Here is a 21,034-nt window from a genome sequence, read left to right as displayed (position 1 = left end):
GATTGCGTCGGTGCCACCGCCTACCGTCATCGGCATGACCTCGACGGCTGCACTCCCCGCCCCGCGGTGGGAGGAGCAGCGCTCGTTCGACGAGCTCGGGCGAGCGCTGCGCGACGTCACCTTCTGCGTCGTCGACCTGGAGACGACCGGCGGATCGGTCGGCGACGGTGACCGGATCACCGAGATCGGCGCCGTCAAGGTCCGCGGCGGCGAGGTGCTCGGCGAGTTCCAGACCCTCGTCAACCCGCACACCGCGATCCCGGCGTTCATCGCCGTGCTGACGGGCATCACCAACCGCATGGTCGCCGACGCGCCGTCGATCCGCTCGGCCCTGCCGGCGTTCCTCGAGTTCGCCGCGGGCAGCGTGCTGGTCGCGCACAACGCCCGTTTCGACGTCGGCTTCCTGCGCCACTTCGCGCAGGAGCAGGACCTGGTGTGGCCGGACTTCGAGGTCCTCGACACGGTCAAGCTCGCCCGCCACGTCGTCAGCCGCGACGAGGCGCCCAACCACAAGCTGTCGTCGCTCGCGCGCGTGTTCCGTGCGTCGACGACGCCCAACCACCGAGCGCTCGAGGACGCCCGCGCCACCGTCGACGTGCTGCACGGGCTGATGGAGCGGCTCGGTGGGCTCGGGGTGCACACCCTCGAGGAGCTGCAGGGCTACAACGCGCGCGTCGCCTCGGCGTCGCGACGCAAGCGCCACCTCGCCGACACCCTCCCCCACGCCCCGGGCGTCTACCTCTTCCGGGACGAGCGCGAGCGGGTCCTCTACGTCGGCACCTCGCGCGACCTGCGCCGCCGGGTCCGCTCCTACTTCACGGCCTCGGAGAAGCGCACCCGCATCGGGCAGATGGTCCAGCTTGCGGCCTCCGTGACCGGGATCGAGTGCGCGACCCCGCTCGAGGCTGAGGTGCGCGAGCTGCGGCTGATCGCGGAGCACAAGCCGCCGTACAACCGTCGCTCGCGGCACCCGGAGAAGGTCACCTGGCTCAAGCTCACCCGCGAGCCGTGGCCCCGGCTGTCGCTCGTCAAGCGGGTGCTCGACGACGACGCCGACTACGTGGGGCCGTTCTCCTCCCGCGCGAGCGCCGAGAGCTCGCTCGCCGCGCTGCACGAGGTCTTCCCGATCCGTCAGTGCAACGAGCGGTTCGGCAGGAAGCCCTCGCGCTCCCCCTGCGCGCTCGCCGAGATGGACCGTTGCCTGGCGCCCTGCGACGGCAGCGTCGACGAGAAGTCGTACGGCGCCGTGGTCCGCCAGCTGCAGGACACCCTCCTGCGCCGCCCCGACGACGTGGTCGACCTCGTGCAGGCCCGGATGTCGGCGCTGGCCGAGCAGGAGCGCTTCGAGGAGGCGGCCCACCACCGCGACCGGCTCGCCGACTTCATCCGCGGCTCGGCCCGGACGCAGCGACTCGCCGCGCTGACCGGCTGTCCGGAGGTCGTCGCAGCGCGACGCGAGGACGACGGCCGCTGGGCGGTGCACGTCGTGCGGCACGGCCGACTGGCAGCGGCCGGCGTCATCCCGTCCGGCGCCGACGCGCTCACCTGGGTCGACTCGCTGCGGCTCACCGCCGAGACGGTGCTCCCCGCCCTCGGACCGACGCCCGCCGCCACGGCGGAGGAGACCGAGCGGATCCTGCGTTGGCTCGAGGCGCCGGGCGTGCGCCTGGTGGACGTCGTCGGCGAGTGGACCTGCCCGGTCCAGGGTGCCGCGCGCCACGTGGCGCTCACTACGCTGGCCCCATGATCACCGCCATCGTGTTCGTCCAGGCCGAGACCGCGCGGATCCCCGAGGTGGCCGCCGCCATCGCCGCGCTGGACGGCGTGAGCGAGGTCTATTCCGTCACGGGCCAGATCGACCTGATCGCGCTCGTGCGCGTCCGCAACCACGACGACATCGCCGCGGTGGTCTCCGACCGCCTCAACAAGGTCGACGGCGTCGTCGACACCGAGACCCACATCGCCTACCGGGCCTACTCGCGCCACGACCTCGAGGCGACGTTCTCGCTGGGCCTCGACTGACCCGGCGCGACGACGCCCGGCTCAGCGCACGGCGGCGCTGACGACCGACTTGGTCACCGAGCCGTAGCCGGCCTTGCTCGCGGTCACGACCAGGGTGATGCGCTTGCCTCGGGCCCGTGCGGGCAACTTCAGGTAGGACCGGGTGCCGGCCGGGGCCGCGACGTAGGCGCTGCCGATCTTCCAGCGGTACTTGAAGCTCACCGGCGACGGACCCCAGTAGGGAGTCGACGCGCGCAGGGTGTTGCCGACGCGCAGGATCCCGGACATCCGGACGGTGCCCACCGCCAGCGCGCCCTTGGCCACGGGAGCGGTCGGCGCGCTCGGCACGGTCAGCGGCTCGTAGCCCGTCCTGGTGCCGGTCACGCGCAGCGTGACGGGTAGCCCGACGGCGCTCGCCGGCGGCGTGAAGTAGCGGCTCGTCCCGCTCTGGACCTGGGTCTCACCCACGTACCACTGGTAGGTGAGGGAGGACCCGACGGGCGACCAGCCGCTCACGGCCCCGGTCAGGCGCACGCCCACCTTCGGGGTACCGGTGATGGTCGGCACGGCTCCCGCCATGGTCGCGCCCTGGGGCGTGATGGGGGCCGAGGTCTTCGGCACCTGGGCATATCCGGTGCGCACGCCCGAGACGTCGACCGTGATCGACGCACCGGCGTCGGCAGCCTTCAGCGTGTAGTTGCCGGACACGGCCCCGCTGATCGGCAGCCCGTTGCGGCGCCACTGATAGCTGTACGACGTGGGCGTGGGCTCCCAGGCGCCGGGGTCGACGGTCACGACGTCGTTGACCTGCGGGCTGCCGTCGTCCACGATCGACGGCGTCCCGGTCGCTCCCCACGTCAGGGCCTCGATGGGGCCGTACTCGGGGCTGGTCCAGGTCTTGTCGGCGAACTGGTCGCGCTTCGCGGTTGCCCTGACCGTGAGCACCTTGCCCGCCTGGGCCTCGCCGAGCGTGATGGACTGGCCGTTCGCCCCCGAGATCGAGGACCCGAGACCGGACGCGCCCGGCGCCTTGGCGTACCACTGCCAGTCGTAGGTGTCCTGTCGCGGGACGGTGTCCCCGATCTGCGCCGTCAGCGTCTCCCCGACCGCGGCCGAGCCGTCCGCAGGTCCGCTGATGACGGGCGCCTCGCCCTCGACGAAGGTGCCGAGGTCGATCTGCAGGGTCACGTACCAGGTCGCGGCGTCGTTGGTGGACGGGAAGGTCTCCGCACGACGTCCGTCGACCAGGCCGGTGACCAGCACGATGAGGACCTTGCCCTTGTCGACCGAGGTCGGCACGTAGCTCTGCCGGTCCGCGTTCGGGATCGCGGTCCACGCGCGCATGCTTCCGTTGTTGCGATAGCCCGAGGCGGTCCGGTACCAGCGGAAGCGGAGCTCGACCGGCTTGTTGGACGGCGACCTCCACCCGTTCGCCTCGACGCCCGGGGCGTCGTACATCTCGACCGCGGGGGTCGAGGGGATCGGGTCGTAGACGAGGGCGTTGCCGACGCCGCGGACACCGCGGATCACGCCGCAGCAGGCGGTGGGCGACTCCTGGTTCTCGGGCTTCGGCTCCACGCCGATCCCGTTGCCGCAGCTCGACGCCAGACGCACGTCGTCGACGAAGGCGACCGAGTCGAGGTCGCCGTTCGCCCCGGTCGGCGCGTCCGTCACCGTGACCACGACCTCCTGGTCGCTGCTGACGTCCAGTGGCACGCGCGCCGTGTCCAGGCTCGTCACGTGGTTCAGCCCGGTGACGGCAGGGAGCCGCGGGTCCTCGGCGGTCCCGGGGATCGGGTCCAGGGGGTCGCCCGGGCGGTGCCAGTAGTCGACCTGGTTGACCTCGTACGGCGGCTTGCCGGACTCCGGCCAGTCAGGCGACGCCGTGGTGTCCGGGTCGTCCTGGCTGAAGTAGCCGTCGCCCGCGTTCAACGCGTAGTTGGTGCCGTCCTTGACGATCGAGAGCGCGTCGTCCGGGGTCGATGCCGTGTAGCCGGTCGGCTCCTCGGTGCCGAGGGCGAAGTCGACGAAGAGGCATCCCGCGCCGGGCGTGCCAGCGGCGACCTTGATCGTGATGCTCGACGCATCAGGCGCGCCGTCATCACCGAAGTCGGTGCTCAGCTGGGACGTCGGAACGCCCTCGAACACCTTCGAGGCGTCACCGGTCGACAACATCAGGTAGCTCGAGCCGCGCGACGGGAAGTCGTTGAAGTCGACGGTCTGGTCGACACCGGTGTCCGCGATCGCACGGCTGGCGGGAGCGCCGGCCAGCGAGGTCACGGTCACGCCGGCGGGCAGGTCGAGCGCGAGGGCAGCCGCCGAGGTGTCGACGTCGGCACGGGCCGGGGCGGCCGGCGGCAGCGCCACCAGTGCGGATGCTCCCACCGCCGAGATGAGCGCAGACAGGCAGGCACGACGCATCGACACGATCCCCTCCAAGGTCCCGGAACGCCGACCACGCGCCCGTCAGTCGGACGTCCTCCCGGGGCCGGCACTCGCACGCTAGCCGAGCGCGGGCGAGCGCGGGACCGGAATTGGTCGCTTCCCTCTGGTCACTTGGGACTAGGCGGCTGCCGCGGACCGGAGGCCTGGATCAGGCCGAGGCGGCGGCGATCCAGCGCTCGAGCGTCGCCTGAGCGGCTCCCGAGTCGATCGCCTCGGCCGCGCGGTGGATGCCCGCGGCCAGCGCCTCGTCGACGGCGCCGCCCGGGGCGTCGTACACGGCCAGCGCGGCGCCGGCGTTGAGCAGGACCGCCTCGCGCACCGGGCCCGGCGCCCCCTCCAGCAACCGTCGTACGACGCCGGCGTTGTGCTGTGCGTCGCCGCCCCTCAGGTCCTCGGCGGTCGCCGGGGCGAGGCCGTAGGCCGCGGGGTCGACCTTCGCGGTGGTCACGGTGCCCTCGTGGACGACCCACAGCGAGGACGTCGTGGTGGTCGTCAGCTCGTCGAGGCCGTCGTCGCCGCGGAAGACCCAGGCGTCGACGCCGCGGGCGGCGAAGACACCGGCCATGACGGGGGCGAGCCTCGGGTCGGCGCAGCCGATGGCCTGTGCGGCCGGCTTCGTCGGGTTGGCCAGGGGGCCCAGCACGTTGAAGGCGGTGCCGATGCCGAGCTCGCGGCGCGGGACGGCGGCGTGCCGCATGGCCGGGTGGAAGGCCGCCGCGAAGCAGAAGGTGATGCCGGCCTCGGTCGCGACCTCGGCCACCCGGTCGGCCGGCAGGTCGAGCCGGACACCGAGCGCCTCGAGCACGTCGGCGGTGCCGGCCTGCGAGGACGCGGACCGGTTGCCGTGCTTGACCACGCGGGCGCCGGCGCCCGCCGCGACGATCGCGGACATCGTCGAGATGTTGACGGAGAAGGACCGGTCACCGCCCGTGCCGACGACGTCGAGGAGCCGGCCCGGCACCGAGATCGGCGTCATCACGCCGTACATCGCGTCGACGAGACCGGTGAGCTCGTCGATCGTCTCGCCCTTGGCCCGCAGCGCGACGACGAAGCCGGCGATCTGCGCGGGGGTGGCCTCGCCGGCGAGGATCTCCCCCATCGCCCAGGTCGCCTGGGCAGGCGTCAGGTCCTCCCCGGCGACGAGTGTGCCGAGGACGTCGGGCCACGTCATCGCGGCGCTCAGGCAGGCACGCGGGCGCGCAGCAGCGACACGACCGCCTCGGCCAGCTGGATCGGGTCGATCGGGTGCGGCACCGCGGCGTCGGCGCGCGACCAGGTCGCCAGCCACGCGTCCTGCGGCCGGCCGGTGAGCACCAGCAGCGGCGGGCAGTCGTAGATCTCGTCCTTGAGCTGCTTGGCGATCCCCATGCCACCCGCGGGGACGGCCTCGCCGTCGAGGATCGCCAGGGCGAGGTACCCGGCGTCCATGTGCTGGATCACCACCGGCTCGGTCGCCACCTCGACGTACTCCAGCTCCGGCAGGTCCGGGTGCGGGCGACGGCCCAGCGCCAGGATGACCTGCTCGCGGGTGTGCACGTCGTCGCTGTAGACGAGCACCTTCAGAGACTTCGGAGAGCTCACCCGCGCGATGCTACTCGGCCTCGGCGCTGCCCGGTGGCCGGGTCTGCGCCGCGGCGAGCCGTTCCTGGCGTTCGAGCCGGTCCAGGCGCCGGTCCTCGCGCTCGGCCTCCTTCATCGAGGCGCGCACCCACTGCGCGAACAGCACGAAGAAGAAGGACAGGCCGACCAGGTCGCCGGCCGCCCACAGGATGCCGCCGGCGAGGTGCTGGTCCTCGAGGGGGTCCGGGAGCCAGGCGGCCATCGGCCCGTCGTGCAGGGAGGGGTACCAGTCGCCGCCGAGCAGCGTCTTCTGGCCCATGATCGTGATTCCGAGGAACGCGTGGAACGGCAGCGTCATCACGGTGAGGAGCAGCCGGAACAGGTGCGGCACCCGGCCGGGCAGCGGGTCCGCCCCGACGATCGGCCAGAAGAAGAGCGCGCCGACCACCACGAGGTGCACGTGCATCATCTCGTGCACGTAGGTCGAGCGCAGCGACGCCTCGTACCAGCCGGAGAAGTAGAGCGCCCAGGGCGAGATCACGTAGAGGCCGAAGGCCAGCGGCGGGAAGCCCAGCACCTTGGCCAGCCGCGAGTGGAGTACGGCGAGCAGCCAGCCGCGCGGCCGACGGGGCAGCGTGCGCAGGGCCAGCGTCACCGGCGCGCCGAGCGCGAGCGAGAGCGGCACGACCATCGACAGCACCATGTGCTGGACCATGTGGACGCTGATCAGGACCGTGTCGTAGGCCGCGAGGCCCGACGAGGTCGCGACGTAGAACGCCAGCATGCCGATGCCCCAGGCGATGGACCGCCCGACCGGCCACGAGTCGCCGCGGCGGTGCAGCGTGACCACCCCGAGGACGTAGAGACCGGTCGCCCAGACCGTCACCACGAGCGGCAGCGGCGCGAGCCCCCACTGGGACACGAGCGCCCCCGCGTCGAACCGCGGCAGGTCCTCGGCGGCCGCGGCGACGGTCATCACCAGTCCCACCAGCCACCTCCTCGACCTGCCACACCCGGCTCCGGGCGCGTTTTGCAACCCGATCGAGCGTAGGCGGGCGGTGGTGACCGCCCATAACGGGGGGTCGGGATGCCGTCACCGACGGTTACCGCCATAATGGCGCCCGTGGCGATCTCAGCTTCGGCATCTCTTCCTGCCTCGCGCCTGCACGGCCAGCACGACCGACCCAGCATGGTGGCGGTCGGAACCATCATCTGGCTGTCCAGCGAGCTCATGTTCTTCGCGGCGCTCTTCGCGTCGTACTTCACGATCCGGTCGGTCTCGCCGGAGATGTGGGCGGAGAACACCGACCTGCTCAACGTGCCGTTCGCGAGCATCAACACCACGATCCTCGTGCTGTCGTCCTTCACCTGCCAGTTCGGCGTCTTCGCGGCCGAGCGCGGGCAGGTCGGACGGACCGGCACGCTGCTGCAGGTCGGCAAGTGGGGCCTGCGCGAGTGGTTCATCCTGACCTACGTCATGGGCGCCATCTTCGTCGGCGGCCAGGCGCTGGAGTACGCCGAGCTGATCCACGAGGGCGTCACGATCCCGCACGACGGCTACGGCACGATGTTCTACCTCACGACCGGCTTCCACGGGATCCACGTGACCGGCGGTCTGATCGCCTTCCTCTTCGTGCTCGGCCGCACCTACGTCGCCCGCCGGTTCACCCACGAGCAGGCGGTCAGCGCGATCGTCGTCTCGTACTACTGGCACTTCGTCGACGTGGTCTGGATCGGCCTGTTCGCGACGATCTACCTGATCAAGTGAGGTTCGCGACCGCGATGACCCATCCGATCCACCCCGCCGCTCCGAACCACGCATGCCTGGACCTCAAGGACTGATTGTGCGACTCCTGAACCGATCCGCCGGACGTCTGTCACGACACCGCCGCGGCCCGCTCGCCGGCCTGGTGGTGCTGGTGCTCGGCCTGCTGCTGACCGGTGGCCTGTACGCCGCCTTCGCGCCGGCCCAGGCCGACTCGAACGCCGACCAGGAGGAGCTGGTCAAGGAGGGCCGCGAGCTCTTCCTCGTCGGCTGCGCCTTCTGCCACGGCCAGAACGGTGAGGGCGTCCTGACCCAGGGCGGCTCCCAGTACGGTCCGGCCCTGACCGACGTCGGTGCCGCCGCCGTCGACTTCCAGGTCGGCACCGGACGCATGCCGATGGCCCAGCCGGGCGCCCAGGCGCCCCGCAAGGAGGTCGTCTACAACGACGAGGAGATCGCCGCGCTGGCGGCGTACGTCGCCTCGCTCGGCACCGGTCCGGCCATCCCGGACGGTGACCTCTACGACACCGAGAACCCCGGCGACCTCAACGGCGACGGCAAGCAGGACGACGCCGACCGCGAGCTCCTCGTGGTCCGCGGCGGCCAGATCTTCCTGGCCAACTGCACCGCGTGCCACAACTTCGAGGGCTCCGGCGGCGCCATGCCGCGCGGCGGCTTCGCCCCCAAGATCCGCGGCGTCGACTCGAAGCACATCTACGAGGCGATGCTGACCGGCCCGCAGTCGATGGACACCTTCTCCGACGGCAACATCCCGCCCGAGGACAAGAAGGCCGTCATCGCCTACCTCGAGACCCTCGACGACGCCCCGAGCTACAGCGGCTTCACCCTCGGCGGCCTCGGCCCCGTGAGCGAGGGCATCATCGCGTGGCTCGGCGGCATCGGCGTCCTCGTCGGCTTCGCGGTCTGGATCGCGGCCCACACCACCCGCTCGAGCAAGAAGAAGGACGAGGCGGCAGCGTGAGCGACGCACACAACAACGACGAGCACGGCGGAGAGCTGGCGACCGTCGGCCCGATCGCCGACCCGGGCCTGCCCGAGCACCAGTGGCGACCGACCGACGTCGACCCGGCCAAGGAGAAGCGCGCCGAGCGCCAGGTCGCGGCGCTGTTCGGCCTCTCGGCCGTCTGCGTCATCCTGTTCCTTGTCTCGTACTTCACCCTCGACATCGGTGACAACTGGCACGTCGTCGCCGGTTTCGGCGCCTCGACGATGGCGCTGGGCGCGACCCTCGGCCTGGCCCTCCTGCTGATCGGCGTCGGGGTCATCCACTGGGCACGCAAGCTCATGGGCGACCACGAGATCTCCGAGCTGCGCCACCCGGCCCGCTCGAGCGACGAGGACCGCGAGGCCACCGTCAACGCGCTGACCGTCGGCATCGAGGAGTCGGGCATCGCGCGCCGGCCCCTGATCCGCAACTCGCTGCTCGGCGCGGTCGGCCTCCTCGGCCTCCCGGCCGTCGTCCTGCTGCGCGACCTCGGTCCGCTGCCGGGCAAGAAGCTGTACCACACGATCTGGGGCGAGGGCACCGCGGACAAGCCGATGCGCATCGTGCGCGACGGCATCTGGACGCCGATCCTCGCCTCCGACCTGGAGATCGGCGACCTGGTCAACTGCCAGCCCGACGCCCTCCACAACCCAGAGCGCTACGACATCGACCCGATCGAGGTCGAGGGCGTCAACCTCCAGGTCCACAAGTCCAAGGCGTCGCTGGTCCTCCTCCGGATGGATCCCAACGACATCAAGCCGGGCAAGGACGCCAAGGGCAACAGCCGCGAGAACTGGGACGTCCAGGGCATCGTGGCCTACTCCAAGATCTGCACCCACGTGGGTTGCCCGATCTCGCTGAACGAGCGGACGACGCACCACCTGCTCTGCCCCTGCCACCAGTCCACCTTCGACCTCGCCGACTCCGGCAAGGTGGTGTTCGGCCCCGCCGGCCGGCCGCTGCCGCAGCTGCCGATCGCGATCGACGACGAGGGCTACCTGGTCGCACAGAGTGACTTCGACGAGCCGGTCGGCCCGAGCTTCTGGGAGCGTGACTACTATGACCGTTGGTGACATGAGCAAGGTCGCCACGACCAACGGCACCACGCCGGCCCCCGCCGGCAAGGGCCCGAAGGCCGCGGGAGCGATCGCCACCTGGGCGGACGAGCGCCTCGGCCTCGGCACCGCGATGAAGAAGAACCTGCGCAAGGTCTTCCCGGACCACTGGTCCTTCATGCTCGGCGAGATCGCGCTGTGGAGCTTCGTCGTCCTGCTGCTGACCGGCGTCTTCCTGACGCTCTGGTTCGACCCGAGCATGACCGAGGTCCAGTACGACGGCGCCTACGACCCGCTGCGCGGCGTGCACATGTCGTCGGCGATGAACTCCGCGCTGCACATCTCGTTCGACGTCCGCGGCGGTCTGCTCATGCGGCAGATGCACCACTGGGCGGCGATGATCTTCATCGCCTCGATGATGATCCACATGCTCCGCGTCTACTTCACGGGCGCGTTCCGCAAGCCGCGCGAGCTCAACTGGGTGATCGGCTGCCTGCTGCTGCTCCTCGGCACGATCGAGGGCTTCACCGGCTACTCGCTCCCCGACGACCTGCTCTCGGGCACCGGCGTCCGGGCGGCGGACGGCTTCATGAAGGCCTCCCCCGTCGTCGGCAGCTACATGTCGTTCTTCCTCTTCGGAGGCGAGTTCCCGGGTGACTCGATCATCCCGCGGTTCTACGTCATGCACATCCTGCTGATCCCGGGCATCCTGCTCGGCCTGGTCGCCGCCCACATGCTGCTGCTCGTCTACCACAAGCACACGCAGTGGCCTGGTCCCGGCCGCACCGAGGAGAACGTCGTCGGCTACCCGATGCTCCCCGTGTACGCCGCCAAGGCCGGCGGCTTCTTCTTCATCGTGTTCGGCGTGATCACCCTGCTGGGTGGCCTGTTCTCGCTGAACCCGGTCTGGAAGTTCGGCCCCTACGACCCGTCGAAGGTGACCGCGGGCTCGCAGCCCGACTGGTACATGGGCTGGCCCGACGGCCTGCTGCGCATCATCCCCGCGTGGGAGACGCACATCTTCGGCGTGACGATCTCGTGGAACGTCATGCTGCCGATCCTCGTGATGCCGCCGCTGATGCTGATGGTCCTGATCGCGCTGCCGTTCCTGGAGTCGTGGATCACCGGCGACAAGCGGGAGCACCACCTGCTGCAGCGCCCGCGCAACGCCCCGACGCGGACCGCGATCATGGTCGCGCTGATGACCTTCTACGGCCTGTCCTGGGCCGCGGGCGGCAACGACATCATCGCGATCAAGATGCACCTGAGCATCAACCAGATCACGTACTTCATGCGCGGAGCGGTCTTCATCGGCCCGGTCATCGCCTTCATCATCACCAAGCGCTGGTGCATCTCGCTGCAGCGCCACGATGAGGAGAAGCTGCTCCACGGCTACGAGTCGGGCGTGCTGGTCCGCTCCCCCGAGGGTGCGTACGCCGAGAAGCACCTGCCGCTCCCCGCGGCCAAGGCGTACACGCTCACGGCCCGGGACGACGACCCGACGCCGGAGACGGTCGAGGAGATCGAGGCGTCGGGCCTGGCGGGCCGCCAGGTGCGCCTCCGCAAGCTGCGGGCCAGGCTGCAGGCGGCGTTCTTCGCCGACAACGTGCAGAAGCCCACGGCCGAGGAGCTGCACGACGCCCAACACCACGCCGAGCACGAGCTGCACGAGCTGGAGTCGCAGATCGCCGCCGGCCCGAACCGGCACGGTCCCACCGAGGGCCACTGATTCACCGCCGAAGGGCGCCGCTCCCCCACCGGGAGCGGCGCCCTTCGGGCATTTCCGGCACCTGTTCGGCCGCTGACGGGCCCGGGAGGGCCTCGATGCGTTCCCGTGCCGGGGAAGGGCGGAGAGGCTTGCAGAGGGCCGCTCGGCGACCCCGGAGAGCACTCAGCGCCGCTGACGTGACGTCAGCGGCGCTGTGGGGCCCTCCTGCGGCCTGAGCGGCAGGGGGATCAGCCAAGCGCGGAGTCCGCCTGGTAGCTGGCCCAGGAGATGTTCCAGTCGCCGTAGCCGTTGTCGGGCTCCATCGGGCGGTCCGTGCCGACGTACTCGACGACGTCGCCGCGGCGCGAGATGGAGTAGAGCCAGCCGGCGTTCTCGGTGCTCATGCCGGTGCACCCGTGGGAGACGTTGGCGTAGCCCTGGGACCCGACCGACCACGGGGCGGCGTGGATGAACTCGCCGGAGTTGGTCAGGCGCATCGCCCAGCGCACGTCGTCGATGTCGTAGGCCTCGGACGATCCGGCGGGGATGCCCACCGTCTCGGAGTTCATCCGGCGGGTCTCGAACTTCTCCATGATCACCTTCACGCCCGAGCGGGTGGTGAAGCCGGGCTTGCCGGTGGTGATCGGCAGCGTGCGCAGCAGCTTGCCGTTCTCGAAGACCTTCATCTGGTGGGTCCTGGCGTTGACCTTGTAGATGTGGGCGTCGCCGACCTCGAAGTCGACGTCGCGGTCCTCCTGGCCGTAGATGCCTCCGCCGGCGGAGACACCGTTGATGTCGACGTCGACGCTGACCTTGGAGCCCGCCTTCCAGTACGTCCTGGGGCGCCAGTGCGCCTCCGTCGAGCTCACCCACCGCCAGGAGCCGGCCTGCTTCGGCGTCGCCGTGACGGTCATGTGCTTCTCGAAGGCCGCCTTGTCGGTGACGGGCAGGTCGAAGGTGACGATGACCGGCATGCCGACGCCCACGGTCTCGCCCTGCAGGGGCGCGACGGACGGGTAGGTCTGCTGGTCGAGGCCGAGGGCCTGGGTCGCGAAGGGGGTGATGCTCTCGACCGTCGAGCCGTCGCTGTTCTCCGCCACCGCGCGGATGCGGTAGCGGGCGCCCGGCTCGAGCCGCTCACTGGCCACCCAGCGGGTGCCGTCGACGATCCTGCCGGTGATCTTGCCCGCCTTGGACGAGACGGTGACCGAGCTCAGCGTGCCGTCGACCGCGGAGACCCGCAGGACGGTGCTGACCGGGACGGCAGTGGCGCCGGGCTTGACGTTGGTCGTGAGCTTGGCCTCGACGACGGCCGCAGCGGTGGTCTCGGGGCTGTCGTCTCCCCCGCCCCCGGGCGTGAAGCCGGAGCCGTCGCAGCCGGACGCCGCCACCGCCAGGACCGAGAGCACAGCGAGGCCGCGCACGGGGCGGGAGCGGCGAAGGGTCGTGAACACCGCCAAATCGTAACTGGCGCTCCCTCGGAAACCGGTTTCAAAAGCACGTTGGCGGTGTCACACCTGATGTGTGACACCGCCAACAGTGCAAGGTCGGGGCCGGGCCCCGGTCGATCAGTGGGCGTAGTCGCCGCGGTAGTACTCGAAGATCCAGCCGCTGACGGCGAGGGCGCCGAGCACGAAGCCGATGATCATCAGCCACCAGGCGAGCACCGCCGTCGCGAAGACGATGATGCCCAGGGTGGCGGCGCACCACAGCGGCCACCAGGAGTACGGCGGGAAGAAGCCGAGCTCGCCGGCACCCTCCGCGATCTCGCCGTCCTTGCGGTCCTCCGGACGGGCGTCCATCCGGCCGGCGTGGAAGCCGAGGTAGAGCGTGACCATCGCGCACAGCAGCGTGGTCATGACCAGCGCCGAGGTGCCGGTCCAGTCGGCGCCGGAGTCGCCGGCGTCGGTGATGAACCAGTAGGCGGGGCTGACCAGGACCAGGAAGACCGTGGTCACGCCGAAGATCCATGCCTCGATCTTCATCAGGCGTCAGCTCCCTTCTTGTCCAGCGCGACGGCCGGCTCGTCGTCGTACATCTCGATCGCGGCGATCTCCGGGTGGTGGAGGTCGAACGCCGGGGACTCCGAGCGGATCCGCGGGATCGAGTGGAAGTTGTGGCGCGGCGGCGGGCAGCTCGTCGCCCACTCCAGCGACCGACCCCAGCCCCACGGGTCGTCGGTGTTGACCAGCGGGCCCTTGCGGGAGACGTAGACGTTGTAGAAGAACGGCAGGAGCGACGAGGCCAGCACGAAGGCGCCGATCGTCGAGACCTGGTTCATGAACTCCCAGTTGTCACCCGGCAGGTAGTCGGCGTAGCGACGCGGCATGCCCTCGATGCCCAGCCAGTGCTGGATGAGGAAGGTGGTGTGGAAGCCGATGAACAGCAGCCAGAAGTGGATCTTGCCGAGGCGCTCGTCGAGCATCCGTCCGGTGAGCTTGGGCCACCAGAAGTAGAAGCCGGCGAACATCGCGAACACGACCGTGCCGAACACCGTGTAGTGGAAGTGCGCCACCACGAAGTAGGAGTCGGAGACGTGGAAGTCGAGCGGCGGGCTGGCCAGGATGATGCCGGTCAGGCCACCGAAGAGGAAGGTGGTGAGGAAGCCGATCGACCAGAGCATGGGGGTGTCCATGCGTACTGACCCGCCCCACATCGTCCCGATCCAGTTGAAGAACTTCACGCCGGTCGGGACGGCGATGAGGAAGGTCATGCCGGAGAAGAACGCGAGGTTGACCGCTCCGGTGACGAACATGTGGTGGGCCCACACGGCGACCGACAGGATCGCGATGCCGAGGGTCGCGCCGACCAGGCCGATGTAGCCGAAGATCGGCTTGCGGCTGAAGACCGGCAGGATCTCGGAGATGATGCCGAAGAACGGCAGCGCGATGATGTAGACCTCGGGGTGCCCGAAGAACCAGAACAGGTGCTGCCACAGGATCGCGCCACCGTGCGAGGTGTCGAACACGTGGGCGCCGAGCTGGCGGTCCGCCTCGAGCGAGAGCAGCGCGCCGGCCAGGATCGGGAACGCGATCAGCACGAGGATCGCGGTGATCAGCACGGTCCAGACGAAGATCGGCATCCGGAACATGGTCATGCCGGGCGCACGCATGCAGATGATCGTGGTGATGAAGTTGACCGCGCCGAGGATGGTGCCGAGACCACCCATCCACAAGCCCATGATCCACAGGTCGCCACCCACGCCGGGGCTGTTGACCGAGTCGGACAGCGGCGTGTAGGCGAACCAGCCGAACGAGGCCGCACCCTGCGGGGTGAGGAAGCCGGCGCCGGCGATGAGCCCACCGAACAGGTACAGCCAGTAGCTGAACATGTTCAGGCGCGGGAACGCGACGTCGGGCGCACCGATCTGCAGCGGCATGATCGCGTTGCCGAAGCCGAAGAACAGCGGCGTCGCGAACAGCAGCAGCATGATCGTGCCGTGCATGGTGAAGAGCTGGTTGTACAGCTCCTCGTTGACGATCTGGCTGCCCGGGTAGGCCAGCTCGGACCGGATGAGCAGCGCCATGATGCCGCCGGCGATGAACCAGGCCATGGCGGTGCCGAAGTAGAGGTTGCCGATCAGCTTGTGATCGGTCGTCGTCATGATCCGCACGAGCTGCTTGCCGAGCGGCTTGCGCTCGGTCAGGTCAGCGTTGCGGGCGAGCGTGGCCGTCACTCGTGGCCCTCCTCGTCGTGGTTGATGAGGTTCTCGGAGTAGACGCCACCCTTGACCGGCTCGTCGGAGACGTGGTCGGGGTCGGCGGCGAGCTTCTCGAGGTACGCCTCGTACTCGGCCTCGGTCACGACCTTGACCGTGAACAGCATCCGCGAGTGGTAGGCGCCACAGAGCTCGTAGCACTTGCCGTCGAAGACGCCGGTCTCGGTCGGGGTGACCTGGTACGCGTTGTCGTTGCCCGGGACCACGTCCATGCGCATCGCGAAGGCCGGGATGCCGAAGTTGTGGATCACGTCGGGGCTGTAGAGGTCGAACTCGATCGTCTTGTCGACCGGGATCACCAGCTGCGGGATGTCCTCACCGGTGCCGGAGACGAAGACGTTCTTGCCGCCGGCGGCCTCGGTGTCGGGGTAGTTGAACGTCCACGACCACTTCTGGCCGACGACCTCCACCACGACGTCGGGGTCGTCCACCATCTCCAACGCGACGTTCTGGACCCGCACCGTGTGCGAGAAGAACGCGATCACCATGATGACCGGGAAGATCGTGTAGAAGATCTCGATCGGCAGGTTGTAGCGCGTCTGGACCGGCACCTCGTCGTCGCTGCGACGACGGAACCAGATCGGGACACCGATGATCAGCGCCCACGTGATCACACCGGTGACCAGGGCCGCGATCCACGCGCCCTGCCACAGCTGCAGGATGTGCTCACCCTGCACGGTGACGATCTCGGGCATGCCGACCCGCTCCCACTGGGAGTCGGTGGAGCAACCAGACAACGCGGTCGCGAGTACGACGAATCCGGCGATCGGGATCGCACGACGGAATCGTCGCTGCGCCCGTGAACGCTCGGGGTGCCACCAGCCCACGAACGAGCCTTCCTCTCGAGGGTCAGAACAATTGCGAACACTAGCGGAGTGCGACCCCGATCGCCGCGCCGGGTGGGTGGTTTCGGACCATCGCGGCCTCGTCCCGCGCTTGCCCGGGCGTGGTTCTATGGTCGGGTTGTGAGCAGCACACCCGAGGTCTACCTCGACAGCGCGTCCTCGACCCGGCTGCACCCCGCCGCGCGCGACACCCTGCTCGCCGCCCTCGATCGCGGGTACGCCGACCCGCGCCGCCTCCATGGGGCCGGACGCGACGCACGGCTGCTCCTCGACAACGCCCGGGCGGTCGTCGCCGAGTGCCTCGGCGTGCGCCCGGACGAGGTCGGCTTCACCGCCTCCGGGACCGACGCCGTCCACCGCGGCCTGCTGGGCCTGACGGCGGCCACGGGTCGGGACGGGATCGTCCACAGTGCGGTCGAGCACTCCGCCGTGCTGCATGCCGCCCAGTGGCGCGACTCCCCCGTCCACGCGTCGGTCCCGGTCGACGCGTACGGCGTCGTGGACCTGGCCGCCCTCGCCGCCGCCGCGGGGGCCCACGGGGTCGGCGCCGTGGCGCTGCAGGCCGCCAACCAGGAGGTCGGGACACTGCAGCCCGTCGACGAGGTCGACCTGCCGGGCGTCGTACCCCTGCTGGTGGACGCGGCGGCCGCCCTCGGGCACGTCGACCTGCCCACCCGGTGGGACGCACTGACGGCGTCCGCGCACAAGTGGGGCGGTCCGGCGGGCGTCGGGGTCCTGGCCGTGCGCAGGGGCACCCGCTGGACGAACCCCTTCCCCGGCGACGACGGGCTCGACGACATGGGCGGCTTCCCCGACGTCCCGGCCGCGCTGGCGGCCGCGGCCGCGCTCCAGGCCGTGCTGGCCGAGCGCGCGGAGGTGGCTGCGCGGCAGTTCGCCCAGGTCGAGCGGATCCGGTCCGCGGCGGCTGCCCTGCCGGACGTGGAGGTCGTCGGCCACCCGACGGCCCGGCTCCCCCACCTGGTGACCTTCTCGGTGCTCTACGCCGGCGGCGACGAGATCGTGGGCGAGCTGGCCCGTCGCGGCTACGGCGTCGCCAGCGGGTCGGCGTGCACGGCGTCCACGCTGGAGCCCAGCCACGTCCTCGCCGCGATGGGCGCGCTCACCCACGGCAACGTGCGGGTCTCGCTGGCACGCGACACGACCGACGAGCAGGTCGACGGCTTCTGCTCCGCGCTGGCGGACGCGGTGGCCACGATCCGCGAGAGGGCCGGACTGTGAGCGCCGACGTCGAGATCGACTGCCGCGACCTGCCCTGCCCGCGGCCGATCATCGAGCTGGCGAAGGCCCTGCCGGACGTGCCGGTGGGCGGCCTGCTCGCGGTCGTCGCCCGCGACCCGGCCGCCCGCCACGACGTGCCGGCGTGGTGTCGCCTGCGCGGGCAGGAGTACGTCGGCGAGGAGCTCACCGACGACGGTGCGCCGCGCTACGTGGTCAGGCGCCTGGGCTGAGCGAGCCGCTCAGACCAGGTTCTTCTGGACCTCGGCGGCGGCCTCGTCGCCGTACGACACCCGCACGCGCTCGACGAACTGCTCGACCGTGAAGTCGTACTCCTGGGTGCCCACCGTCTCGACGACGTACGCCGCCAGGACGCAGCCGACCTGCGCGGCCCGCTCGAGCGAGGTGCCCCAGGAGAGCGCGGCGAGGAAGCCGGCCCGGAAGGCGTCGCCGACGCCGGTCGGCTCGACGGCCTCGACGCCCTGCGCGGCCGGGATCTCGAACGAGGTGCCGTCCTGGGAGGTGACCCGGACGCCGTCCTTGCCGAGGGTGGTGACCTGGATCCCGACCTTGGCGAGGACCTCCTCGGCGCTCCAGCCGGTCTTCTTCTCGATGACGTGCGACTCGTACTCGTTGGAGAACAGGATCGCGGCGCCGTCGATGAGGTCGCGGATCAGGTCGCCCTCGGCGAAGGCGAGCTGCTGGGAGCAGTCGGCGATGAACGGGTAGCCGCGCTGGCGGCACTCCTCGGTGTGCCGCTTCATCGCGGCCGGGTCGTCCGCGCCGATCAGGACGTAGGTCGGCGCACCGACGCGCTCCACGATCGGGGCGAGCTCGATCAGGCTCGCCTCGCTCATCGCGCCGGGGTAGAAGGACGCGAACTGCGCCATCGTGGTGTCGGTGGTGCAGACGAAGCGGGCGGTGTGCTTGCTCTCGGAGATGTGGACCGAGTCGCAGTCGACGCCGTGGCGCTCGAGCCAGGAGCGGTAGTCGGTGAAGTCCTCGCCCGCGGCACCCACGAGCACCGGCCGGAGGCCGAGCCGGGCCAGGCCGAAGCACATGTTCGGGGCCACGCCTCCCCTGCGGATCTCGAGGTCGTTCACCAGGAAGGAGACCGAGAGCTTGTCGAGCTGGTCGACGACGAGGGAGTCGGCGAACTTGCCACCGAAGGTCATCAGGTGGTCGGTCGCGATCGAGCCGGCGATGAGGAGGGAGCCCGTGGGTGCAGTCACGACACGGAACATTAACCGAGCCGTTGCAGTCGTACTGGCCGGTACCACTGGGTCTACCCCTCGGTAACGCCTAGCGTCGAGACATGACGCCCTACGAGGAGATCGCCGCACCCCGCGACCTGCACGCCGACTGCGAGGCGGTCAGCCGTCGCCTCGAGCACGCCGCGGTGAAGGCCACCCGCCCCGCCCCCAGCCTCCACTTCGACGAGCAGCCCCGCGAGACCGGCAAGCGGGAGATCCAGATCTCCGAGGCCGCGCAGCGCCTGGCCAACGCGCTGCACCTGCACCTCGACTAGTACGCCAACAAGTACGCCAACGCGAAAGCCCCCGCCCCCGGACGAACCGGGGCGGGGGCTTTCGCGTTGGCGTGGCTCAGTGGAACGAGTCGCCGCAGGCGCACGAACCCGTGGCGTTCGGGTTGTCGATCGTGAAGCCCTGCTTCTCGATGGTGTCGACGAAGTCGATCACGGCCCCGTTGAGGTAGGGGACGCTCATCCGGTCGACGACGACGCCCACGCCGTCGAAGTCGGTGACGACGTCACCGTCGAGGGTGCGCTCGTCGAAGAAGAGCTGGTAGCGCAGACCCGAGCAGCCGCCGGGCTGCACCGAGATCCGCAGCGAGAGGTCGTCGCGACCCTCCTGCTCGAGCAGGCTCTTGACCTTGGTGGCCGCCACCGGGCTCAGGTTGATCTGGTCCTCACGGCGCTCGAAGTCGACCGGCGCCGCGACCGTCGTGGTCGCGCCGGGGGCCTCGTGGCTGTGGCCGCCTCCGCAGCAGCTGTCACTCATGCTCACTCCAGGGTGTGTCAGTTCTGGGGTCGATTGGGTGTTCGACTACCCAATGGTCGCACAGACGTGGTTATTCCCCCCAGACGAGAACGGGCTTGACCACGCTGCCGGACCTCGAGTCGGCGACGGCGTCGGCGATCTTCTCGAAGGGGTACGTCGTGACGAGGTGGTCGACGTCGAACCTGCCGGCCTCGCGCAGCCCGATCAGCTGCGGGATCGTCACCAGCGGGTCCGCCTCCCCCTCGATGGACGAGCGGACCACCTTGCCCGACTGCAGCAGGTCGATCGCGTCGATGGTGTACTCCGGCGCCCCGAGGCCCAGGGCGACGAGCAGGCCGCGCGAGCGCAGGGCCCGCTGCGCCTGCAGGACGACCGAGGCGATGGCCGTCGTGTCGATCGCGTACGCCGCACCTCCGCCGGTCAGCGCCTTGACCCGCTCCTCCACCGGGGCGGCGTCCGCCTCGGTCGGGTCGAGGGCCGTGGCGCCGTACTCCTCGGCGACGGCACGCCGGGAGGCGACCGGGTCGACGACGACGACCGTCTCCACGCCCAGCCCCCGGGCCACCGCGACGGCGGCGAGCCCGACCGCCCCGGCGCCGAAGACCACGATCGGCTCGTCCGGCTTCGGGTCGAGCACGTTGAGGACGGTGCCGGCGCCGGTCTGGAAGCCGCAGGCGAACGGGGCCAGCCGGGTCAGGTCGAGCCGCTTGTCGACGACGACGCAGTTGTCGGCGTACGCGATCGCGTGGCGGGCGAAGCTGGACTGGCCGAAGAAGTTGCCGAAGACGGTCTGGCCGTCGCCGTCGGCCGACGCGCGCCTCATGGTCGTGGAGCCGTCGGCCCGCATGCCCATGTAGTTGAGCAGCAGCGACTGCTCGCAGTAGCCGACGTCGCCGGCGGTGCACGGGCCGCACGCCCGGCAGGACCGGAAGCTCATCACGACGTGGTCCCCGACCTCGATGCCGCTCACCGCGGCGCCGACCTTCTCGACGACACCGGTGCCCTCGTGGCCGACGACCGTCGGCAGCATCTCCTGGGGAAGCATGGTCGGCACGGTGAGGTCGGTGTGGCACAGGCCGGTCGCGACGACCCGCACCAGGACCTCGTCGTCACGGGGCTCCTCGAGCTCGACCTCGGCGAGCACGAAGTCGCCGCCGGGCTCCTCGACGAGATAGGCAGTGGTCCTCACGAGTCACGCTCCAGCCAGAAGTAGTAGAGGTCCTTCACGCCGAAGGCCGCCTCGAGCTTGCCGTTCATGATCCCCATCAGGGTGTCGTCGTCGACCTTCTTGAAGTGGTCGAGGACGGGCAGCCGGTCGTAGACCATGGTCGCGGTGACCTCGCCCCGGAAGCCGACCGGCCACAGCGAGGCCTCACCACCACCGCCGGCCTCCTTGTTGGAGTACAGCCGGCCGTCGTCGGCGCGGCACACGAGCGGCACGGCCGCCAGCGGGCTGTCGAACCGCTTCCCGTGCCAGCGCACCTTCTCGAGGACGGCGCTCGCGACGTGGCCGGTGGCGAAGTCGCCACCCCGCCACGGCCCGAGGATCTCCTCGACCTCCGCGGTCGCCAGGTCGGCCCAGAGGGCGTCGAGCTCGGCGGGATCGGCGGGGTCGGCCTGCCGCAGCGCGTCGAAGCGCTGCCTGATGTCGCTCACGCCGCCAATCTAGAACAT

At 70.4% G+C, this 21,034-nt stretch carries 21 protein-coding genes; 9 read left to right on the top strand and 12 right to left on the bottom strand.

The window, feature by feature from the left end; genetic code table 11:
- The first annotated feature begins 34 nt into the window (after positions 1-34).
- Entirely contained in the window at positions 35-1,747 is a 1,713-nt protein-coding gene (locus BJ993_RS19885) for a DEDD exonuclease domain-containing protein (protein ID WP_179650777.1), read from the top strand.
- A complete protein-coding gene (locus BJ993_RS19880) occupies positions 1,744-2,022 on the top strand; it encodes an Lrp/AsnC family transcriptional regulator (RefSeq protein WP_036542247.1) in 279 nt (92 codons plus the stop codon). The genes BJ993_RS19885 and BJ993_RS19880 overlap by 4 nt, the downstream gene beginning before the upstream one ends.
- A 21-nt stretch (positions 2,023-2,043) precedes the next feature.
- Here BJ993_RS19880 and BJ993_RS19875 read toward each other — a convergent pair whose 3' ends face one another.
- The 4 genes from BJ993_RS19875 to BJ993_RS19860 all read right to left on the bottom strand — a co-directional run bounded on the left by BJ993_RS19875 (position 2,044) and on the right by BJ993_RS19860 (position 6,994).
- Entirely contained in the window at positions 2,044-4,428 is a 2,385-nt protein-coding gene (locus BJ993_RS19875) for a hypothetical protein (protein ID WP_179650775.1), read from the bottom strand.
- Between the two features lie 166 nt (positions 4,429-4,594).
- Positions 4,595-5,617 (bottom strand): anthranilate phosphoribosyltransferase, encoded by a 1,023-nt coding sequence (gene trpD, locus BJ993_RS19870; RefSeq protein WP_036542241.1) that lies wholly within the window; start codon positions 5,615-5,617, stop codon positions 4,595-4,597.
- 8 nt (positions 5,618-5,625) lie between these two features.
- Complete coding sequence (locus BJ993_RS19865) at positions 5,626-6,027, bottom strand: Rv3143 family two-component system response regulator (RefSeq protein WP_051931745.1); 402 nt, start codon at positions 6,025-6,027, stop codon at positions 5,626-5,628.
- Between the two features lie 10 nt (positions 6,028-6,037).
- Positions 6,038-6,994, bottom strand: coding sequence for a cytochrome c oxidase assembly protein (locus BJ993_RS19860; protein WP_242530606.1), 957 nt, complete (start codon positions 6,992-6,994; stop codon positions 6,038-6,040).
- 126 nt (positions 6,995-7,120) lie between these two features.
- Here BJ993_RS19860 and ctaE point away from each other — a divergent pair, with 126 nt between their 5' ends.
- From ctaE to qcrB, 4 genes are all read left to right on the top strand, one after another.
- Entirely contained in the window at positions 7,121-7,774 is a 654-nt protein-coding gene (gene ctaE / locus BJ993_RS19855; protein WP_179650773.1) for an aa3-type cytochrome oxidase subunit III, read from the top strand.
- A 76-nt stretch (positions 7,775-7,850) separates the two neighbouring features.
- Entirely contained in the window at positions 7,851-8,753 is a 903-nt protein-coding gene (qcrC, locus tag BJ993_RS19850) for a cytochrome bc1 complex diheme cytochrome c subunit (protein WP_242530605.1), read from the top strand.
- Positions 8,750-9,850 (top strand): cytochrome bc1 complex Rieske iron-sulfur subunit, encoded by a 1,101-nt coding sequence (gene qcrA, locus BJ993_RS19845; protein WP_036542235.1) that lies wholly within the window; start codon positions 8,750-8,752, stop codon positions 9,848-9,850. Before qcrC ends, qcrA begins: the two co-directional genes overlap by 4 nt.
- Position 9,851: 1 nt before the next feature.
- A complete protein-coding gene (gene qcrB / locus BJ993_RS19840) occupies positions 9,852-11,561 on the top strand; it encodes a cytochrome bc1 complex cytochrome b subunit (RefSeq protein WP_242530604.1) in 1,710 nt (569 codons plus the stop codon).
- 227 nt (positions 11,562-11,788) lie between these two features.
- Here qcrB and BJ993_RS19835 read toward each other — a convergent pair whose 3' ends face one another.
- The 4 genes from BJ993_RS19835 to ctaC all read right to left on the bottom strand — a co-directional run bounded on the left by BJ993_RS19835 (position 11,789) and on the right by ctaC (position 16,085).
- Complete coding sequence (locus BJ993_RS19835) at positions 11,789-12,994, bottom strand: L,D-transpeptidase (protein WP_308645644.1); 1,206 nt, start codon at positions 12,992-12,994, stop codon at positions 11,789-11,791.
- A 114-nt stretch (positions 12,995-13,108) separates the two neighbouring features.
- On the bottom strand, positions 13,109-13,525 hold the full coding sequence (locus BJ993_RS19830) for a cytochrome c oxidase subunit 4 (RefSeq protein ID WP_036542229.1): 417 nt from the start codon (positions 13,523-13,525) through the stop codon (positions 13,109-13,111).
- Complete coding sequence (gene ctaD / locus BJ993_RS19825) at positions 13,525-15,216, bottom strand: aa3-type cytochrome oxidase subunit I (RefSeq protein ID WP_036542226.1); 1,692 nt, start codon at positions 15,214-15,216, stop codon at positions 13,525-13,527. Before ctaD ends, BJ993_RS19830 begins: the two co-directional genes overlap by 1 nt.
- Entirely contained in the window at positions 15,213-16,085 is an 873-nt protein-coding gene (ctaC, locus tag BJ993_RS19820; protein WP_051931736.1) for an aa3-type cytochrome oxidase subunit II, read from the bottom strand. Before ctaC ends, ctaD begins: the two co-directional genes overlap by 4 nt.
- A 138-nt stretch (positions 16,086-16,223) precedes the next feature.
- Between ctaC and BJ993_RS19815 the strand changes: the two genes are divergently transcribed.
- Together BJ993_RS19815 and BJ993_RS19810 are read left to right on the top strand one after the other, a co-directional pair.
- Complete coding sequence (locus BJ993_RS19815; RefSeq protein ID WP_179650769.1) at positions 16,224-17,342, top strand: cysteine desulfurase family protein; 1,119 nt, start codon at positions 16,224-16,226, stop codon at positions 17,340-17,342.
- Positions 17,339-17,572 (top strand): sulfurtransferase TusA family protein, encoded by a 234-nt coding sequence (locus tag BJ993_RS19810; RefSeq protein WP_179650767.1) that lies wholly within the window; start codon positions 17,339-17,341, stop codon positions 17,570-17,572. The genes BJ993_RS19815 and BJ993_RS19810 overlap by 4 nt, the downstream gene beginning before the upstream one ends.
- A gap of 9 nt (positions 17,573-17,581) precedes the next feature.
- Here the strand turns inward: BJ993_RS19810 and BJ993_RS19805 are convergent, their stop codons facing one another.
- On the bottom strand, positions 17,582-18,571 hold the full coding sequence (locus tag BJ993_RS19805) for a carbohydrate kinase family protein (RefSeq protein WP_373366956.1): 990 nt from the start codon (positions 18,569-18,571) through the stop codon (positions 17,582-17,584).
- A gap of 83 nt (positions 18,572-18,654) precedes the next feature.
- Here BJ993_RS19805 and BJ993_RS19800 point away from each other — a divergent pair, with 83 nt between their 5' ends.
- Entirely contained in the window at positions 18,655-18,867 is a 213-nt protein-coding gene (locus BJ993_RS19800; protein ID WP_036542221.1) for a hypothetical protein, read from the top strand.
- Positions 18,868-18,943: 76 nt separating this feature from the next.
- Here BJ993_RS19800 and erpA read toward each other — a convergent pair whose 3' ends face one another.
- The 3 genes from erpA to BJ993_RS19785 form a co-directional block, all read right to left on the bottom strand.
- The gene (erpA, locus tag BJ993_RS19795; protein WP_242530602.1) at positions 18,944-19,360 is read right to left on the bottom strand and encodes an iron-sulfur cluster insertion protein ErpA; all 417 of its coding nucleotides are present in this window, start codon (positions 19,358-19,360) and stop codon (positions 18,944-18,946) included.
- Positions 19,361-19,430: 70 nt separating this feature from the next.
- Positions 19,431-20,549 (bottom strand): NAD(P)-dependent alcohol dehydrogenase, encoded by a 1,119-nt coding sequence (locus BJ993_RS19790; RefSeq protein WP_179650763.1) that lies wholly within the window; start codon positions 20,547-20,549, stop codon positions 19,431-19,433.
- A complete protein-coding gene (locus tag BJ993_RS19785) occupies positions 20,546-21,016 on the bottom strand; it encodes a DUF4334 domain-containing protein (protein ID WP_218864759.1) in 471 nt (156 codons plus the stop codon). The genes BJ993_RS19790 and BJ993_RS19785 overlap by 4 nt, the downstream gene beginning before the upstream one ends.
- Positions 21,017-21,034 lie beyond the last annotated feature (18 nt).

The organism is Nocardioides aromaticivorans, assembly GCF_013408525.1.
Lineage (GTDB): Bacteria > Actinomycetota > Actinomycetes > Propionibacteriales > Nocardioidaceae > Nocardioides > Nocardioides aromaticivorans.
This window is presented reverse-complemented; position numbering and strand designations above follow the sequence as displayed.

What these genes read in the sequence shown, in the direction of transcription:
- BJ993_RS19885 (WP_179650777.1), top strand. Translation starts at nt 35, where the DNA reads ATGACCTCGACGGCTGCACTCCCCGCCCCGCGGTGGGAGGAGCAGCGC.
- BJ993_RS19880 (WP_036542247.1), top strand. Translation starts at nt 1,744, where the DNA reads ATGATCACCGCCATCGTGTTCGTCCAGGCCGAGACCGCGCGGATCCCC.
- trpD (WP_036542241.1), bottom strand. Translation starts at nt 5,617, where the DNA reads ATGACGTGGCCCGACGTCCTCGGCACACTCGTCGCCGGGGAGGACCTG.
- ctaE (WP_179650773.1), top strand. Translation starts at nt 7,121, where the DNA reads ATGGCGCCCGTGGCGATCTCAGCTTCGGCATCTCTTCCTGCCTCGCGC.
- qcrB (WP_242530604.1), top strand. Translation starts at nt 9,852, where the DNA reads ATGAGCAAGGTCGCCACGACCAACGGCACCACGCCGGCCCCCGCCGGC.
- BJ993_RS19830 (WP_036542229.1), bottom strand. Translation starts at nt 13,525, where the DNA reads ATGAAGATCGAGGCATGGATCTTCGGCGTGACCACGGTCTTCCTGGTC.
- BJ993_RS19800 (WP_036542221.1), top strand. Translation starts at nt 18,655, where the DNA reads ATGACGCCCTACGAGGAGATCGCCGCACCCCGCGACCTGCACGCCGAC.
- erpA (WP_242530602.1), bottom strand. Translation starts at nt 19,360, where the DNA reads ATGAGTGACAGCTGCTGCGGAGGCGGCCACAGCCACGAGGCCCCCGGC.